This window comes from Comamonas sp. NyZ500 (genome assembly GCF_016772095.1).
Taxonomy (GTDB): Bacteria; Pseudomonadota; Gammaproteobacteria; order Burkholderiales; family Burkholderiaceae_C; genus Comamonas; species Comamonas thiooxydans.
In genome coordinates this window covers 37,340-52,807 of the sequence record NZ_JAEIJE010000025.1, presented here as the reverse complement: position 1 = coordinate 52,807, position 15,468 = coordinate 37,340, and the positions used below count along the sequence as shown (strand labels likewise).

Annotated in this window: 16 protein-coding genes and 1 pseudogene; 5 read left to right on the top strand and 12 right to left on the bottom strand. The window is 60.6% G+C overall.

All coding sequences use genetic code 11. The annotated features are described in order from the left end of the window. A pseudogene (locus tag JAO85_RS23235) lies at positions 1 to 249 on the top strand (hypothetical protein); the annotation flags it as partial. 103 nt (positions 250 to 352) lie between these two features. Here the strand turns inward: JAO85_RS23235 and JAO85_RS23230 are convergent. From JAO85_RS23230 to JAO85_RS23195, 8 genes are all read right to left on the bottom strand, one after another. Continuing rightward, positions 353 to 1,252 carry a carbohydrate kinase family protein gene (locus JAO85_RS23230; protein WP_046460600.1) on the bottom strand — a complete coding sequence of 300 codons (900 nt, stop codon included), beginning with the start codon at positions 1,250 to 1,252 and terminating at the stop codon, positions 353 to 355. A 24-nt stretch (positions 1,253 to 1,276) separates the two neighbouring features. Beyond that, a complete protein-coding gene (locus JAO85_RS23225; protein ID WP_202789136.1) occupies positions 1,277 to 2,557 on the bottom strand; it encodes a zinc-ribbon and DUF3426 domain-containing protein in 1,281 nt (426 codons plus the stop codon). Positions 2,558 to 2,618: 61 nt separating this feature from the next. Then, positions 2,619 to 3,509, bottom strand: coding sequence for a 50S ribosomal protein L11 methyltransferase (prmA, locus tag JAO85_RS23220; protein ID WP_003068930.1), 891 nt, complete (start codon positions 3,507 to 3,509; stop codon positions 2,619 to 2,621). 142 nt (positions 3,510 to 3,651) lie between these two features. Then, complete coding sequence (gene accC / locus JAO85_RS23215) at positions 3,652 to 5,010, bottom strand: acetyl-CoA carboxylase biotin carboxylase subunit (RefSeq protein WP_003068932.1); 1,359 nt, start codon at positions 5,008 to 5,010, stop codon at positions 3,652 to 3,654. Positions 5,011 to 5,134: 124 nt separating this feature from the next. After that, on the bottom strand, positions 5,135 to 5,596 hold the full coding sequence (accB, locus tag JAO85_RS23210) for an acetyl-CoA carboxylase biotin carboxyl carrier protein (protein ID WP_003068934.1): 462 nt from the start codon (positions 5,594 to 5,596) through the stop codon (positions 5,135 to 5,137). A gap of 147 nt (positions 5,597 to 5,743) precedes the next feature. Then, a complete protein-coding gene (locus tag JAO85_RS23205) occupies positions 5,744 to 6,295 on the bottom strand; it encodes a TlpA disulfide reductase family protein (RefSeq protein ID WP_087865533.1) in 552 nt (183 codons plus the stop codon). Further along, positions 6,288 to 6,890 (bottom strand): hypothetical protein, encoded by a 603-nt coding sequence (locus tag JAO85_RS23200; RefSeq protein ID WP_202789135.1) that lies wholly within the window; start codon positions 6,888 to 6,890, stop codon positions 6,288 to 6,290. The genes JAO85_RS23205 and JAO85_RS23200 overlap by 8 nt, the downstream gene beginning before the upstream one ends. Next, a complete protein-coding gene (locus JAO85_RS23195; protein WP_164091265.1) occupies positions 6,887 to 7,120 on the bottom strand; it encodes a hypothetical protein in 234 nt (77 codons plus the stop codon). The genes JAO85_RS23200 and JAO85_RS23195 overlap by 4 nt, the downstream gene beginning before the upstream one ends. 43 nt (positions 7,121 to 7,163) lie before the next feature. On the opposite strand from JAO85_RS23195, the gene mpl reads away from it, so the two are divergent. After that, a complete protein-coding gene (gene mpl / locus JAO85_RS23190) occupies positions 7,164 to 8,582 on the top strand; it encodes a UDP-N-acetylmuramate:L-alanyl-gamma-D-glutamyl-meso-diaminopimelate ligase (RefSeq protein ID WP_039050230.1) in 1,419 nt (472 codons plus the stop codon). A gap of 143 nt (positions 8,583 to 8,725) precedes the next feature. On the opposite strand, the gene JAO85_RS23185 is transcribed toward mpl, so the two are convergent. Continuing rightward, positions 8,726 to 9,043: a hypothetical protein gene (locus JAO85_RS23185; protein ID WP_012839818.1), complete on the bottom strand. Its 318-nt coding sequence runs from the start codon at positions 9,041 to 9,043 to the stop codon at positions 8,726 to 8,728. Between the two features lie 395 nt (positions 9,044 to 9,438). Here JAO85_RS23185 and JAO85_RS23180 point away from each other — a divergent pair, with 395 nt between their 5' ends. After that, positions 9,439 to 9,810: a YqcC family protein gene (locus tag JAO85_RS23180; protein ID WP_012839819.1), complete on the top strand. Its 372-nt coding sequence runs from the start codon at positions 9,439 to 9,441 to the stop codon at positions 9,808 to 9,810. Positions 9,811 to 9,905: 95 nt separating this feature from the next. Here the strand turns inward: JAO85_RS23180 and JAO85_RS23175 are convergent, their stop codons facing one another. Then, positions 9,906 to 11,066, bottom strand: coding sequence for a 3-deoxy-7-phosphoheptulonate synthase (locus JAO85_RS23175; RefSeq protein ID WP_003068944.1), 1,161 nt, complete (start codon positions 11,064 to 11,066; stop codon positions 9,906 to 9,908). 216 nt (positions 11,067 to 11,282) lie between these two features. Here JAO85_RS23175 and JAO85_RS23170 point away from each other — a divergent pair, with 216 nt between their 5' ends. Next, positions 11,283 to 11,585 carry an ABC transporter gene (locus tag JAO85_RS23170; protein WP_202789134.1) on the top strand — a complete coding sequence of 101 codons (303 nt, stop codon included), beginning with the start codon at positions 11,283 to 11,285 and terminating at the stop codon, positions 11,583 to 11,585. Positions 11,586 to 11,655: 70 nt separating this feature from the next. On the opposite strand, the gene tldD is transcribed toward JAO85_RS23170, so the two are convergent. Both tldD and rodA read right to left on the bottom strand, forming a co-directional pair. Continuing rightward, on the bottom strand, positions 11,656 to 13,116 hold the full coding sequence (gene tldD, locus JAO85_RS23165) for a metalloprotease TldD (RefSeq protein WP_202789133.1): 1,461 nt from the start codon (positions 13,114 to 13,116) through the stop codon (positions 11,656 to 11,658). Positions 13,117 to 13,500: 384 nt separating this feature from the next. Then, positions 13,501 to 14,682 carry a rod shape-determining protein RodA gene (rodA, locus tag JAO85_RS23160; protein ID WP_003068946.1) on the bottom strand — a complete coding sequence of 394 codons (1,182 nt, stop codon included), beginning with the start codon at positions 14,680 to 14,682 and terminating at the stop codon, positions 13,501 to 13,503. 177 nt (positions 14,683 to 14,859) lie between these two features. On the opposite strand from rodA, the gene JAO85_RS23155 reads away from it, so the two are divergent. Further along, the gene (locus JAO85_RS23155; protein ID WP_003068947.1) at positions 14,860 to 15,444 is read left to right on the top strand and encodes a YqiA/YcfP family alpha/beta fold hydrolase; all 585 of its coding nucleotides are present in this window, start codon (positions 14,860 to 14,862) and stop codon (positions 15,442 to 15,444) included. The last annotated feature ends 24 nt before the right edge of the window (positions 15,445 to 15,468 follow it).

Genomic DNA, 15,468 nt, shown 5'->3' with positions numbered 1-15,468 from the left:
GCTGCCCCCAAGAAGGCTGCAACTGCTGCCAAGGCCGCTGCTCCCAAGAAGGCTGCAACCGCTGCCAAGGCCGCTGCTCCCGCAAAGGCTGCCCCCAAGAAGGCTGCAACTGCTGCCAAGGCCGCAGCTCCCAAGAAGGCTGCAGCAGCACCCGCTCCTGCCGCAGTAACCGAAACCGCTGCACCCGTGGCACAGACCCGCCTGGCACCTCAAGCCGCCTGGCCCTTCCCCACAGGTAACAAGCCCTGATCGGTTCGCTGACCTGCACGCCATAAAAAAGCCCGGCCTCTCTTGCGAGAGTCGGGCTTTTTTACATGCCTGATATCAGTGCCCTCAGGGCACGGACACCCAATCAGGGCTGGAAGTCCAGCTGATAGTTCTGCGGGCCGCGATGTGCAACCTTGAGCGCCCCCATGCGATTTCCCAGTTCGGCGCAACGCACCAGGTCCCAACCACGCTCCAGACCAAACAGGAAGGCACCGCGCCAGGCATCGCCGCAACCCGTGGGATCGACCACGGCAGCGGGCTTCACCGGAGCAACCAATGTCTTTTCACCCTGCTGCCAGACTTCGCAGCCTTCGGCGCCCAGGGTCACAACCAGGCCGCGCACCTTGTGCGAGATCTCGTCAAAGTTCAGGCCCGTGCGCTCGCTGAGCATCTTGCCTTCATAGTCGTTCACTGCCACCCAGTCGGCCTGCTCGATAAAAGCCTTGAGCTCGTCGCCATTGAACATGGGCAGGCCCTGGCCGGGATCGAACACAAAGGGAATGCCTGCAGCCTTGAACTGGGCGGCGTGCTCGATCATGGCTTGACGGCCATCGGGAGCAATAATGCCGATCTTGATATCGGCAGCCATGTCGGCAGTGATGCGATTCTCGTGCGCCTGCATCATGGCGCCTGGGTGGAAAGCCGTGATCTGGTTGTTGTCATGGTCGGTCATGATCATGCACTGCGCCGTATGCGTGCTCTGCAGCTGACCCACATGACGGGTCTCAATGCCCAGTTCCTTGAAGCGCTGCACATAATCCGCACCGTCGCTGCCCACCATGGCCATGGGGTGCGCATCGCCGCCGAGCAGCTTCAGGCTATAGGCAATATTGCCGGCACAGCCACCAAAGTCGCGGCGCAGCGTGGGCACCAGAAACGATACATTCAGTATGTGCAGCTGGTCGGGAAGAATCTGGTCTACGAAACGACCTTCAAAGGTCATGATGTTGTCGAATGCCAGCGACCCGCAGATCAAAGCGGCCATGGTGCGTTCTCTTTCAGAAATGAATTAGGGATAAAAAACCAGCGCCCGGTAACCCGCCACTGCAGCGCCGAGATCCTGCACCTGCACAGGAACGTTCACGCTCCACTCCTGACGGGCATGCAGCGGCTCCGGGGCACCCAGCAGCCTCAGGTCGATCACACGGCGCAGCAAAGGCCTGTCCTGTGCATCGGTCAAGGTCAGCTCGGCCATGGGCATGGCCACTGGCACATCGGAGCGGTTCTCCAATGTCAGGCTCCACTGGTACTGATGGTCATCGGCAAGTTGCTTGAAGCCCGAGCCACTGATCACCACATCGGCAATCGCGCGGCGGGCCTGCAGCTCGCAACCCGCCAGACTGCAGGCCTTGGTCAGCACAGGGGCCAGCGCCGGATATTGCGCAGCCAGCACATCGCGTTGCAGCCAGGCATATTGCCCCACGACACCGGCTACGGCTACCAGCGAGCCCAGCACCAGCGCCACACGCATGCCTGCCGAGTGCCAGAACGCCTGCCGGCGGGCCTGACGCACAAAGCCAGGTTCATTGCCGGCAATGGCAGCGGCCTCATCCTGATCCGCATCCGTGACAGCCTGCGCCTGGTCCCTGGCGGGTTGTATAGCGCCGATATCGGCATGCAGCAGCGCCTCCTTCGAGACAGCTTCGGCCTGGGCCTCATCCTTGAGGTCCTGCGCGGCCTCGGCCATCAGGACCTCGCTCGGCGGCGGCGGTACAAGCAGCTCCGGCTCGGTGGGAGCGGGAATATCACCAGACTCCAGCCCATACTCCGGCTCGCTCGCATCCAGATGAGGATCATGCTGAGCAGCCGCTGCATCCTCTTCAGTCAGAGGGCGCGCCTGATCTGCAAACGAGGGCTGTGCATCCGCCATCCCGGGCATGGACCCGGACGGCTCGGATTCGGAAACCACATCGGCAGACTCTGCTGCCGGTGCGACTTCTGCGACCTGGGCAACAGTCGGTGCCGCGTCTACCGAGTCCGATGCCAGCTCCTGCAAGGCCTCAGCCTTCTGCGTATCGGGGGCGGGAGCATCCGCGGCATCCTGCTGAGGCCAAACCGGCGTCCGCTGTTCTCCGGCTTCCGTCTGCTGCACCTCCTGCACGGCAGGCCTCTGCGGCGCATCAGCAGCTTCCGGCTGCAGCAGCTCGTCGGGCACGGACTGCAACTCCTGCGAGGCATCAAAGACGCTTTGGCACATCCCGCAGCGCACCCAGCCCTGCGAGATGCGCAGTTGGTCGGCGACCACTTTGAAGCGGGTTCCACAGGAGGGGCAACGGGTGACTTGGCTCATCAGGGTTCAATTGTAGGCAGCAACAACCCGCACACCTGCTGGCTGCGGGTTTGCGTCGCAATCAGGCTGCTCGCTGTGCAGTCATGAGAATCCAGCCGTCTTCGCTGTCGGCCACCTCCAGCTTGAGATAAGGCGCATAGGCCTCCTTCAGCTCGTCGGCCTGGCGTTCCAGAATGCCCGCCAACACCAGATTGCCGCCAGCTTGCACACGACCGCACAGCAGCGGCGCCAGCACCTTGAGCGGCGTAGCCAGAATATTGGCCAGCACGGTCTGGTACTCGCCGCCAGCCGCATCTGGCAGGCCGGCCCTGACTTCCACATGGTTGGCACTGGTGTTGTAGTTGGTCGATTCCACGGCCGCGGGATCGATGTCCACCGCATCCACATCGGTCGCGCCGAACTTGGCTGCACCAATGGCCAAAATGCCCGAGCCACAGCCATAGTCCAGCGTGCGTCCCAGGGTACCCTTGGGCTGGCGTGCAATCCAGCGCAGACACATGCGAGTAGTGGGGTGGGTGCCGGTACCGAAAGCCAGACCAGGGTCCAGACGGATGCTGACCTTGGCCTGCTCGGGCAGTTCATGCCAGGTGGGCACGATCCAGAACTCGGGCGTGATATCCACGGGCTCGAACTGCGACTGCGTCAGGCGCACCCAGTCCTGCTCGGGCACGGGCTTGAGGGCCAGAATCTTGCAGCCCTCAAAAAAGTCCTGCGGCAGCAGCAGATCACGCGCCTCGGTGGCTGCGGCTTCGTCGGGATAGAGGGCGATCACGCGGCTGCGGTTCCAGCCTTCCTTCGGTGCCGGCATGCCAGGCTCGCCGAACAGTGCCTGCTCGGCTTCGGTCTGCGCATCGGCATCTTCTACGGACACGCTCAATGCATCGAGTGCATCCAGCGCTTCGCTAATGGTTTCGACCCGATCTTCGGGGCACAGCAGGCTCAGCTCGAACATGGCCATCCTTTCTAGCAACTGCGTCTCCATGCCAGGTCAGCCCTGATGGAGAGAACGCACTTGTACTTTCCTGAAAAACGAAAATGCTGGCCTCCGTTGCCAGAGGCCAGCATGGGAACTCAGAGCAGCAAGGCTCCTGATCTCATCGCTTGTTGGGCGTGCGATGCGTCAGCCACTCTTCCAGATAGTGGATGTTGGTGCCGCCTTCCATGAACTTGGAGTCGACCATCAGATCCTGGTGCAGCGGAATATTGGTTTTGATGCCTTCCACCACGGTCTCCAGCAAGGCCGTGCGCATGCGGGCCATGGCCTGCTCGCGAGTATCGCCATAGGCAATGATCTTGCCGATCATGGAGTCGTAGTTGGGCGGCACGAAGTAATTGTTGTACACATGGGTGTCAACACGTACGCCAGGACCGCCGGGAGCATGCCACATGGAGATGCGGCCGGGCGAAGGGATGAACTTGTACGGATCTTCGGCGTTCACACGGCACTCGATGGCGTGCCCCTTGAACTCGACCTGGCGCTGGGTGAAAGGCAGCTTCTCGCCGGCAGCGATCATGATCTGGGTGCGCACGATGTCGATGCCCGTGATCAGCTCGGTGATGGGGTGCTCCACCTGCACGCGGGTGTTCATCTCGATGAAGTAGAACTCGCCGTTCTCGTACAGGAACTCGAAAGTACCCGCACCGCGATAGCCGATCTTCTTGCAGGCCGCAGCGCAGCGCTCGCCGATCTTCTCGATCAGACGACGGGGAATGCCGGGAGCCGGAGCCTCCTCGATCACCTTCTGGTGGCGACGCTGCATGGAGCAATCGCGCTCGCCCAGATACACGGCGTTCTTGTGCGTATCGGCCAGCACCTGGATCTCCACGTGACGCGGATTCTGCAGGTACTTTTCCATGTAGACGGCAGGATTGCCGAAAGCAGCGCCGGCTTCGGCCTTGGTCATCTGCACGGCATTGATCAGCGCAGCTTCGGTGTGCACCACACGCATGCCGCGACCGCCGCCGCCGCCCGAGGCCTTGATGATCACGGGATAGCCGATGGTCTTTGCAATGCGCTTGATGAGCGCGGGATCATCGGGCAGTTCGCCGTCCGATCCGGGCACGCAAGGCACACCGGCCTTGATCATGGCTTGCTTGGCCGAAACCTTGTCACCCATGGTACGGATGTTCTCGGGAGTCGGGCCGATAAAGGTGAAGCCGCTCTTTTCCACTCGCTCGGCAAAGTCGGCGTTCTCGGACAGGAAACCGTAACCGGGATGGATGGCTTCTGCATCGGTCACCTCGGCAGCCGAGATGATGGCCGGCATATTGAGGTAGGACAGCGGAGAAGGAGCCGGGCCGATACAGACGGCCTCATCGGCCAGCTTGACGTACTTGGCATCACGATCGGCTTCGGAGTACACCATCACCGCCTTGATACCCAGCTCACGGCAAGCGCGCTGGATGCGCAGGGCGATCTCGCCCCGATTGGCAACCAAAATTTTCTTAAACATGAAGTTCCTCGCAGCTTGGTGCCTGTGCCGCGGCACAGACTACTGCCAATGACTCAGTCGCGCAGCCAGTGGCTAGCGCACCTCGGCGCTGCCATGCGAACTGCACGCAACGCCTCATGATCTATCACTCGATCACGAACAGAGGCTGGCCGTATTCCACAGCCTGGCCGTTTTCACCCAGAACGCGAACAATGGTGCCGGTCTTGTCGGCTTCGATTTCGTTGAGGATCTTCATGGCTTCAACGATGCAGATGGTTTCGCCTTCCTTGACCTGGCTTCCCACATCCACAAAGGGCTTGGCGCCGGGGCTGGAGGCACGGTAGAAGGTACCGACCATGGGCGACTTGACCACATGGCCTTCAGCAGCAGCAGGTGCTGCGGCCGCCACGGGGGCAGCGGCAACGGGAGCTGCCGCCAAGGGGGCAGCCATCACAGGAGCGGCTTGCACGGGGGCAGCAACGTATTGGTGAACCACACCTTCGCTCTTGACGATACGGACCTTGCCCTCTGCTTCGGTGATCTCCAGTTCCGACACATTCGATTCGGACACCAGATCAATAAGGGTCTTGAGTTTTCGCAAATCCATGGGAGCTCCAGCGACGTATTTCTAAACAGGGCGCGAATTTACCTCAAATTCGGCCTTCTGCGTGCATTGGCAGATATTTTTCACTAACGTCGCCATGGAATTTAGTTACCTACACTTTTCTGACGACAAGAGCAATGTTCATTCGCTCTATTTGCTCCAATCTGTCAGATCTTCGCTGGAAAGCTCGCCTATTTTACGTTGCCGCACTTGCCCCTTGGCATCAAACAGAACCGTGAATGGCAGGCCTCCCTGCAAGTTACCCAGACTTCTGCTCAGTCCCAATCCCCCTTGCATGGCGATGGCTACGGGAAATTGCACAGGCTGACGCTGCAAAAAACGCAGCACGGCTTCGGATTTGTCGACCGCGAGACCAACGACCTGAATACCTTTTGCACCCTGCTGCGCCGCAAATTCGCTGAGCATGGGCAGCTCCTTGACACAGGGCGGGCACCAGGTGGCCCAGAAGTTGACCAGCAAGGGCCGCCCCTGGAAGCCTGCCATGACAAAAGGCTTGCCATCGGGCGTTTCAAAGGTCTGACCCCACAGTTGCGCCTCGATGCCAGGGCCCATGGCCTGAGGCTGGCTGCGCCACCAGGCCACGCCGGCGCCGCCCCCGGCCGCCACTGCGGCCACTGCGGCGGTCAGCCACAGACGGCGCGAGCCATTGGTCGACTTGTTCTCAGAGGTGTTTTCACTCATCGCAGCTCTCCTGCAGCAGCTTGCGCAAGGCCTTGGCATCACCACGCGGGCTGCGGCCATGGCTGTCGGACTTCATGGCACCGCGCATATCATCATGGTCGTAGACCAGCAGATGCACGCCCACGGTTTCATTGATCGGCTTGCACAGTGCATGAATGGAAAGTGCCTCGACCGGCTTGCCCTGAAAGCCTGTGACCGTGCTCGGATCGTATTGCACATGGTTGTTGATGAGCGCTATTTCGGCAGACTTGGGATCATCGCAGAACAGTTGCAGATAGATATCCGACAGCCGCGTGGCCGTGCCGCGCCAGACTGCTCCGGCCAGATGCGGGCGAAACTCCTGCAGCCTGTCCATCCAGACCAGGGCCAGCTCGCGCAGTGCCTGCAACTCCTGCGGCTGGGTGTCGCCGCAGAACAGCTCTATATATTCACGCACCGCTTCTTCAAGCTGGTCGTTGTCGGGCAGCGCCGTGCGGCCGGGCAGGCCGAGCTGACGCACGGCCCGTTGCTTGGCCGGACCCCATTCGAGGCCTTCCTCCACCACCAGGCGGGCCGCTGTCTGAGCGATTTCAGCAGTCACGTTATCCAAACTCATAGCGCTATTTCATCACGCCCGCCGCAGCAGGCGCGGCAGGTCATGCTCGCATTGTGACCCAGATGAATGACCGCACTTTGACCTGGCCCGTACAGACCAAGGTTTTGATAGCTGCTAGCGACCGCTTTGTATCGAACCGAAAGTAAAAACACATTTAAATCCATATAGGTCATGCGCAACCAGCTATCAATTTGATAAGAAAGGTTACCGTCAGCGCTCAGGCGGGCCATGGCTTGCCTCCAGGTCATGCAGGCAAACGTAGAATCCCCGGCCATGCACATACATATTCTGGGCATTTGCGGCACCTTCATGGGGGGCCTGGCCGCCTTGGCACGAGAAGCCGGTCACAGGGTGACGGGCTGCGATTCCGGTGTTTACCCGCCGATGAGCGATCAGCTGCGCCAGTTGGGCATCGAGCTGATCGAGGGCTATGGCGCCGACCAGATTGCGCTCAAGCCCGATATGTATGTGGTCGGCAACGTCGTCAGCCGCAAACGTCTGCCCGACGGGTCGCCCAAATTCCCGCTGATGGAGGCGATTCTGGACACCGGCGCCGCCTATACCAGCGGCCCGCAATGGCTGGCCGAGCATGTGCTGCGCGGTCGCCATGTGCTGGCCGTGGCCGGCACCCACGGCAAGACCACCACCACATCCATGCTGACCTGGGTGCTTGAGTGCGCAGGTCTGCAACCCGGTTTCCTGGTCGGCGGCGTACCACTGGACTTTGGCGTCTCCGCCCGCCTCGGTGCGGCCCAGCGCCCCGCCGCTGGTCCTGGCCCCGTCGGTGACGAACCCGTGTTTGTGATCGAGGCCGATGAGTACGACACCGCCTTCTTCGACAAGCGCAGCAAGTTTGTGCACTACCGCCCCCGCACGGCCGTGCTCAACAACCTGGAATTCGATCACGCCGACATCTTTGACGATCTGGCAGCCATCGAGCGCCAGTTCCACCACCTGATACGCACCGTACCGTCGACCGGTCGTGTGGTGAGCAACGGCCTGGAAGAGAGCCTGACCCGCGTACTGGCCCAGGGCTGCTGGAGCGAAGTGCGGAGCTTCGGCTCGGCTGTCAGCGATTTCAGCGCCGATGGCGATCCCAGCGACTTTGCCGTGCTGCACCGCGGCAAAAAGGTGGCGCAACTGCGCTGGAGCCTGACCGGCGTGCACAACCAGCTCAATGCACTGGCCGCCATCGCTGCCGCCGACCATCTGGGCGTTAGTGCCGAGGTGGCTTGCGAAGCCCTGTCGCGCTTTCAGAACGTCAAGCGTCGCATGGAACTGCGCGGCACGGTCAACGGCATCGAGGTCTATGACGACTTCGCCCACCACCCCACAGCCATCCGCACCACCCTGGACGGCCTGCGCCGCAAGCTCGGGGCAGAGGCCCGCATCCTGGCAGTGTTCGAGCCTCGCAGCAACACCATGAAGCTGGGCACCATGAAGAGCCAGTTGCCCTGGTCGCTGGAAAGCGCCGATCTGGTCTTCTGCCACACCGCAGGCCTCGACTGGGATGCCGCCGAAGCCCTGGAATCCATGGGCGTAGGCCCCGGCCAGCGCGCTCAGGTAGCAGGTGATATCGAGACCCTGATAGCGCAGATCAGCGCCGTCGTCCGCCCCGGTGACCATATCGTCTGCATGAGCAACGGCGGCTTTGGCGGCATCCACGCCAAGCTGCTGCAAGCGCTGAAATAAGCCCCGATAAAAGCAAATGCCCGCTCTACGCGGGCATTTTTCATTGCTCGGGAACAGACCAAGCCAGAGATGCCAAGCAAGGGCCGCCCCGCAGCAAAGGCGTCGTCCCCCTGGGGGGAAGCCGCAAAGCGGCTCAGGGGGGATCAATAGCTAATCGACATCGCAGGCACATCCACCCGGATCAAGGGCTTGGACAGCACTGCATGCGCTGCCAGGGCATAGCTGTTGCGCCAGTCTTCGTTGTCAAACAGCTCGGGGCGATTGCGCGCCTCACGCGCCACCACCACCAGCTTGTCAGCCAGCAACACCTTGCCGGTAGCCCGCAAAGGCTCGCACTCGAGCGAGACAAACTGCTGATCCAGCCAGCGTCGGCCTTCGTCCGAACTGATAGGGGACAGCGACTGGGTATCGACCCGGTATTCACGGTCGCCATCCAAAACCACGATTACTTCACTACGCATAAATCTCCTCTGACCTGGTGACTCTTGCACCATTCGTTGTCGTGGCCACAGCTTAATAGTGACCGCGGTGCTGAAGACGCTGCAAGCTGACGGCTTGCAAACAGCTGCGGCAACCAATGCATGGCCTGAAAGACTTGCATCAAGCATCACAGTGGTTACAGGAACATGGCATGCAAAGCAATGAAAAATCTTTAAATTTCATAGCATTGCTCGCATGCTTGGCAAGAATATAAGGGCAAAACTGTCTTTTTCAAGTGTCATTACGGACTCGTAACCCGCCAGTTATCTCCATCCAGGCTCCTGCCTTGAAAATGTGATGAGAGGACTTACATACTGCATAAATCTTTGACGAATACCAGTTTGCAGGCCTTGCAACGCCTTCAGGAACCATCACCATGACCGCTGAGAACATCCACCAAGAAATACGCGAGCATCTGCTGCAGCTGGAAGCCGAACTTCAAGTCCAGAAACTCTGGTCTGCCGTTGCTCCGGACCCCAAGGCGCTGGAGTCCACCACGCCTTTCATGTACGACACGCTCAAGCTGCACGAGTGGCTGCAATGGGTGTTCATCCCGCGCCTGCGCGCCGTGATCGATGCCAAAGGCAGCCTCCCCCACCAAAGCCATGTCTATCCGCTGGCCGACCACGAGTGGCAGCAGCGCACCGACTTTGACAAGCAACAGCTGCTGCGCCTGCTCAACCGCATCGATGCCACCCTCAATGGATGCGAAATGACTCCGGCATCAACGCCGGACACCAAACACTGATCGAGCAGGCAAGCAGCCCCATTCCTGTATGGAAAAACAAACAGGCCACAGGAAATACTCCCTGTGGCCTGTTTCGTTTACACCCGCTTTATCGATCAGGCGAGCACTTCTGCTTCCTGCTTGCTGGCGAGCGCAGCAGCGCGGCGCTGGCTCACGGCCTGCGACAGCTCTTGCAGCGTTGCCAGCGAATCGTCCCAGCCCAGGCAGGCATCGGTAATGCTCTGGCCGTAGGTCAGATCGCAGACTTCGTCCTTGCCGGGCGTGAACTTCTGCGCACCGCCGACCAGATGGCCTTCGATCATCACTCCGAACACGCTGCTGGAGCCTCCGGCGATCTGAGCCGCGATATCACGGGCCACATCCTTCTGACGCTCATGCTGCTTGTTGCTGTTGGCGTGGCTGCAGTCCACCATCAGCGAAGGCGTGAGGCCCGCTGTCTCCAGATCCCTGCAGGCAGCCGCCACATGCTCGGCATCGTAGTTGGGCGTCTTGCCACCGCGCAGAATCACGTGACAGTCTTGATTGCCGCCCGTATGCACGATGGCGACCTGGCCGTTCTTGTGTACCGACAGGAAATGGTGGCCGCGGCTGGCCGACTGAATCGCGTCGGTGGCAATACGGATATTGCCGTCCGTGCCGTTCTTGAAACCAATCGGCGCCGAAATGCCCGAAGCCAGTTCGCGATGCACCTGGCTTTCCGTGGTGCGGGCACCGATGGCGCCCCAGCTGATCAGATCGCCGATGTACTGGGGAGAGATCACGTCCAGGAACTCGCTGGCCGCTGGCACACCCAGGCGGTTGATGTCGATCAGGAGCTGGCGCGCAATGCGCAGGCCTTCGTCGATGCGATAGCTCTGATCCAGGTAGGGATCGTTGATCAGCCCCTTCCAGCCCACGGTGGTGCGGGGTTTTTCGAAATAGACGCGCATCACCACTTCCAGCGTGTCCTTGTACTGCTCACGCACCACGGCCAGACGGCGGGCGTAGTCCAGGGCAGCAGCCGGATCGTGAATGGAGCAAGGGCCGACGATGACCAGCAGACGGTCATCCTGCGCACGCATGATGTTGTGGATGCTGCGGCGGGTGTCGCTGATCAGCGTCTCCACGGCAGTGCCACGAATGGGGAAGAAGCGAATGAGGTGCTCTGGAGGGGGTAACACTGTGATTTCCTTGATACGTGCGTCGTCGGTCTGGCCTGTCTTGGGAGAGCCGGCGCGATACCAGGAATCGGTGGCGGAAGTGTTCAGAGCAGTCATGGCAATCTTTCGTGAGGTGTTTGATCGTTGAAAACCGGGGGTGCTGAAACGTAGGGGTGAAAAAAAACCGCCGGGCTTTGCAGCTTCGGCGGTTCTTTGGGAGGTGTTTGCAGGGTGCGCGCGTTTACCTCTCAGCCGCCGGGGGCGAGAACCAAAAGTAAAAGAAATAGGCGCGTTGCGTTTGCATGTCTTTCAATGTAGCACAGCTCTTTTGCATTGCAACATCGGCAGCTCGCACCGCTGTTCTGTCAAAAACAGGTTCTCCCTCTGAAATGGCGCATTTTTCAAAATTCATTCATTCACAATATTTTTGTGTTTTTTCTTATTTTTCAGAATTTTATTGATAAAAAATTCCAAAAATCCAGAATCAATGCAATTTTTCAGCGAATCGGCAATATTCAGGGCAAGGCCTCGAAACGCCATGAAAAAACCCTGCTGCCAGGCGATCTACAGCGGTTTGCCACAAGCTGTTTTGCCGTAAACGGTCTGTGGCGAACGGTCTGCAGCACACTGAAATGAAAAACCCCCGCTCTGCCATGCAAAGCGGGGGTTGGTGCTCGCGACGGGCAAAGCCGTCATGAAACCTCTATCAGGCCGTTCCGCCGACTGTCAGGCCGTCAATGCGCAGCGTAGGCTGGCCCACGCCCACAGGCACGCTCTGACCTTCCTTGCCGCAGGTGCCCACACCCGAGTCCAGGCGCATGTCGTTACCTATCATGCTGATGTGCTTGAGCGACTCCGGGCCGCTGCCGATGATGGTCGCTCCCTTGACGGGGTACTGGATCTTGCCGTTTTCCACCCAGTAGGCTTCGCTGGCAGAGAACACGAACTTGCCGCTGGTGATGTCCACCTGACCGCCGCCGAAGTTGGTGGCGTACAGGCCCTTCTTGATGGAGCCAATGATCTCCTGCGGATCCTTGTCGCCACCCAGCATATAGGTGTTGGTCATGCGCGGCATAGGAATGTGGGCGTAGCTTTCGCGACGGCCATTGCCCGTGGGCTTGACGCCCATCAGGCGTGCATTCATGGAGTCCTGGATATAGCCCTTGAGAATGCCGTCCTCGATCAGCACATTGCTTTGGCTGACATGGCCCTCGTCGTCCACGTTCAGAGAGCCACGGCGATCGGCAATCGTGCCGTCGTCCAGCACGGTCACACCCTTGGCGGCCACGCGCTGACCGATGCGGCCGCTGAAGGCGCTGGAGCCCTTGCGGTTGAAGTCGCCTTCCAGGCCGTGGCCCACGGCCTCGTGGAACAGCACGCCGGGCCAGCCCGAGCCCAGCACCACCGTCATCACACCGGCCGGTGCGGGACGCGATTCGAGGTTGACCAGGGCTGCATGCACGGCCTCGTCCACATACTGGCTGATCTGCTCGTCGCTGAAATAGGCCAGACCGAAGCGACCGCCACCACCGGAGGAGCCCACCTCGCGACGGCCCTTTTGCTCGGCGATCACCGTCACCGACAGGCGCACCAGCGGGCGCACGTCAGCGGCCAGCGTGCCGTCCGCACGCGCCACCAGAACCACGTCGTATTCACTGGCAAGACCGGCCATGACCTGCACCACGCGCGGGTCCTTGGCGCGGGCCAGCTTTTCCACCTTGCCCAGCAACTCGACCTTGGCCGTGCTGTCCAGCGTGGTGATGGGGTCCAGCTCGGGATAGAGCGAGCGGCTTTGTGCAATCTTCTGCGCACCCGCCTTGACGCGGCGCGTCTGGGTTGCGCTGGAGATGGAGCGCACGGTACGTGCGGCATCCAGCAGCGAGGCTTCGGAAATGTCGTCGGAATAGGCAAAAGCCGTCTTCTCGCCGCTGACCGCCCGAACGCCTACTCCCTGATCGATGGAGAAGGAGCCGGTCTTGACGATGCCTTCCTCCAGACTCCAGCCTTCCGCGCGGGTGTACTGGAAGTAGAGATCGGCGTCATCCACCTGGTGCGAGCGAATTTCGGCAAGCGCACGCGCAAGATGGGTTTCGTCCAGGCCGAAGGGCTCAAGCAGCAACTGACGGGCCGTGGCCAAGCGTTCGATGGTGGGTTCGCGGGAAATCATGAGAGCATTGTAGAGATAGCTGCAAGCCCTGACTTGTCTCGGGCTGCGCATAAAAAAGAGCGGAATGCTGCCCCACCAGGCTGAACAACATTCCGCTCCGTTCACTTAGCTTCGCACTTGCCGGGTTCCGCCCTGCCCGCTTTGCATTGCAGAACCCCACCTGGGTCTTTGCCGCTCCCGCTTGATCGGTCTTCTGACCCCCCAGAACCGTTTGTAAACGCTGTTTACAGTCGAAGCAAGACCCTGGACGGAACTACTGACATTTTTCAACGATCTAAGCCCGCCGCCCCAGCACGCAATTTCACACAAAACCATTACTCAAGGCTTGCAAAACATAGGATGGAAGCTCTCCTTTCAAGAGCATCCAATCCCTATCACGGGTCTTCACGCATGGGGAATATGCCCATCACCGCCGGGTAGTTGCCGCTGCGCCCGCGACACCGACATCAGCACGCCCAGCGCCAGGCCCAGCGTGACCATGGCCGTGCCGCCATAGCTGATGAAAGGCAGGGGCACGCCCACCACCGGCAAAATGCCGCTGACCATGCCCATGTTCACGAACGCATAGGTGAAGAAGATCATGGCCACGGCAGCTGCCATCAGCCGGCCGAACAGCGAGTTGGCATTCATGGAAATGGCCAGCCCGCGCCAGACCAGCAGCAGAAAGCCGACGATGATGAAGAGATTGCCTATGAGGCCGAATTCTTCGGAATAGGCGGCAAAGATGAAGTCGGTGGTGCGCTCTGGAATGAATTCCAGGTGGGTCTGCGTGCCAGCCATGAAACCCTTGCCCCAGACACCGCCCGAACCGATGGCAATCATGCCCTGAATGATGTGAAAGCCCTTGCCCAGCGGGTCGCGCGTGGGGTCCAGCAAGGTACAGACGCGTGTCCGCTGATAGTCATGCAGAAAATACCAGCTCACGCCATCGGCGCAGAGCTGGGGTTCAAACCAGACGATGAGGAAAATGCCGACCAGGGCCAGCAGCACGGGCGGCACGATGAGTTTCCAGGGCAGGCCGGCAAAAAAGATCACGGACAGGCCGGCAGCCATCACCAGCAGCGAGGTGCCCAGGTCTGGCTGCTTCATGATCAGGCCCACGGGCACCATCAGCAGCACAAAGGCGATGACAAAGTCCGATGCGCGCAGATTGCCCTCGCGGCGCTGGAACCACCAGGCCAGCATCAGCGGCGTGGCGATCTTCAAAAGCTCGGAGGGCTGAATCACCACTCCCACATTCACCCAGCGCGTGGCCCCCTTCTTGGTGATGCCGAACAGCGCCACCGCCACCAGCAACACCACGCCCAGGGTGTAGAGCGGCACGGCCACCTTCATCAATTGCTGGGGGGATATCTGGGCCAGCACGAACAGCAGACCCGCCGCAATCAGCATATTGCGGCCATGGTCCACAAAGCGCGTGCCGTGATCGAAACCCGCCGAGTACATGGCCAGCAGCCCCGCACCCGCCAACATGGCGATAAAGAGAAGCAGCAGGAAATCAAAGCCGCGAAACAGCGGAACAATGCGTTGCAGCAGCGAGGGCTTATCGAATTCGATGGCGGACATGGGCCGCAATTATCGTGGGAGCCGGCTGCCGTGCAGCTTGCAGGGTTGAGCTTTGCTGACGACTCAAGTCGGCCCACGCTCATTCCTCCCGCCATAGGCCTTCTCCCCTGATAGTCTTGGGGCAGACAGTCCACAATGACCGAGACAGAAGTGTTTTTACCAGAGGAGATTGCCGCTATGACGACCACCCACCTGCTGTATCTGCATGGCTTTCGCTCCTCCCCTCAGTCCAACAAGGCACGCATCATGGCGGACTATGTGGGCGCCAGACATTCCAAGGTACGCTGGTGGTGCCCTCAGCTGCCGCCCTCGCCGCGCGAAGCGGCGGCCGTGATAGCAGAGGGCATCGCCAACTGGCCACGCCAGAACATGGCCGTCATGGGCTCGTCGCTGGGCGGCTATTACGCCAGCTGGGTGGCCCAGCTGGCGCGCTGCAAGAGCGTGATGATCAACCCCGCCGTCAACCCGGCCCGCGACCTGGAAAAATACATCGGCGAGCAGTCCAGCTGGCATGACCCCGAGGAAACCTTCTTCTTTCGCCCCGAATACATTGAGGAATTGCGCCAGCTCGACACCCGCACCATGACGCCGGCAGCACCCGAGATGGTGTTGATCGCCCAGGGCGACGAGGTGCTGGACTGGAACGAGATGAGCGAGCGCTACCCTCACGCACTTCAATTGGTGCAAGAAGGCGGCGACCACGCCCTGAGCAACTTTGCCGAGTATCTGGACCGGATCGACGAATTTCTGGCCTTGGCCTGATGCCCTCGGCGACTCCATGCGCCC